General features: G+C 65.3%; 2 protein-coding genes. Both read left to right on the top strand.

Annotated elements, in window-relative coordinates:
• The first annotated feature begins 145 nt into the window (after positions 1-145).
• The gene (locus CXG43_RS01235; RefSeq protein WP_019182745.1) at positions 146-643 is read left to right on the top strand and encodes a DUF1441 family protein; all 498 of its coding nucleotides are present in this window, start codon (positions 146-148) and stop codon (positions 641-643) included.
• A 76-nt stretch (positions 644-719) separates the two neighbouring features.
• On the top strand, positions 720-1,687 hold a 968-nt coding region (locus CXG43_RS01230), incomplete at its 3' end, for a phage terminase large subunit family protein (protein ID WP_232767521.1).

Here is a 1,687-nt window from a genome sequence, read left to right as displayed (position 1 = left end):
CTGTCGCTACCGGGGGGGATTCGGACCCCGGTAATTAAGCGTTTTTCGGCCCCTAGGATGCTCCACCACAGGGCCCGCGTTTTGTCGGATTTCCCCGGGAGAAAGCGCACTTTCTAGGTAGGACGACCTGTACATCGAGTAGGACATGGCCGACATTCGTGACTTCTCTCCAGGCTGGTCAGTCGCCCGCCTGGCGGACGAGTTCGGCATGGACCGGCGAACCGCTGCCAAGCGGCTGCGAGACGCTGGCGTTGCGCCCTTTGGCAAGCGTGCTGGCCACGACGTCTACCGCTTGGCCGACGCCGCCGTCGCTTTGGTGCAGGTGCCAGGCGTCGTTGGCGCGGACGGCGTCGTCGACCCGCGCGATTTGCCCCCGATGGAGCGCCGGGCGTTCTACCAATCTGAAAACGAACGGCTGAAGGTCGAAACGACGACCGGGCAGCTTGTACCTGCCGCCGAGGTCGAGGCCGACTACGCCGAGTTGGTGAAAAAGGTCGTGCAGTTCTTCGACACCCTTCCGGACGTTCTCGAGCGCAAGGCGGGGCTGACCCCGGAACAGGTGGTGAAGGTCCAGGACGCCTGTGACGGCGTGCGCCAGACGATGTTCGAGGCAATAACCGATGACCTACGCGACAGCGCGTGAGCTGCGCGGCGGCGTAGCGGAGATGATCAGGCCACCCAGGCGCATCAAGGTCAGCGAGGGCGCCAAAGCGCTGCACGTGGCCAACGCCAGCGGCGCTGCAGGCAAGTGGGATCCCTCGGTGTCGCCCTACATGGTCCAGCCGCTGGACATGACGGGCAGCCGGCACTACGAAGCAGTGGTGTTCGTCGGGCCGGCGCGGTCCGGCAAGACGATCTCTCTCATCGATGCGCGCTTGGCCTACCTGATCACCTGCAACCCGGCCGACACCATGGTCGTGCAGATGTCCAAGGACGCTGCGGAGGACTACAGCAAGACCCGTATCGCACGTGGCATCGCGGCCAGCCCAGAGCTCCGCAAGCGGCTCAGTCCACGCGCGCATGACGACAATATCCTGCTGAAGTTCTTCCGGTCAGGGATGTCGCTGCGTATGGGATGGCCGTCCATCTCGGTGCTGTCCGGCAAGGACATCCACGACGTGCTGATGACGGACGTGGATAACTACACCGGCGACCTGGGTATCGACGAATGCTTCGGCCTGGCGCTCAAGCGGACGCAGACCTTCATGTCAGCGGGCATGGTCGTAGCCGAGTCGAGCCCCGCCACGGATTACACCGACGGTGCCTGGAAGCCAACGCACCCTCACCACGGCCCGCCCGCTGCCGGTATCGCGGCGCTTTATGCGCGCGGCGATCGCCGGCGTTGGTACTGGCCCTGCCCGGAGTGCGGGGAGCGGTTCATGGCGGCTCCCGGCTACGACGGGTTCGCTCTGCCGCCGATGGACGAGCTGCTCGAGCGCGTGCTGGTGGACGACATCCAGCAGATGGCCAGGCATTACTCCCTGCTGCACTGCCCGAGCTGCGGCGTGGGCTTGGACCATCGCTGGAAGGACGACATGAACCAGGCCGGTGTGTGGGCCGGCGAGGGGCAGATCGTTCATCCGGACGGCAGTATCAGCGGCGATCCGCTGGAGACGCGCATTGCCAGTTACTGGCTGGGCGGCGTTGCTGCGGCGTACCAGTCCTGGGAGTCGCTGATCGAGCGATA

Origin of the sequence: Stenotrophomonas sp. Bg11-02 (genome assembly GCF_002836635.1) — a bacterium.
GTDB classification, from domain to species: Bacteria; Pseudomonadota; Gammaproteobacteria; order Xanthomonadales; family Xanthomonadaceae; genus Stenotrophomonas; species Stenotrophomonas lacuserhaii.
The sequence above is the reverse complement of the archived record's forward strand: the minus strand, read 5'-3'. Positions and strand labels throughout refer to the sequence as shown.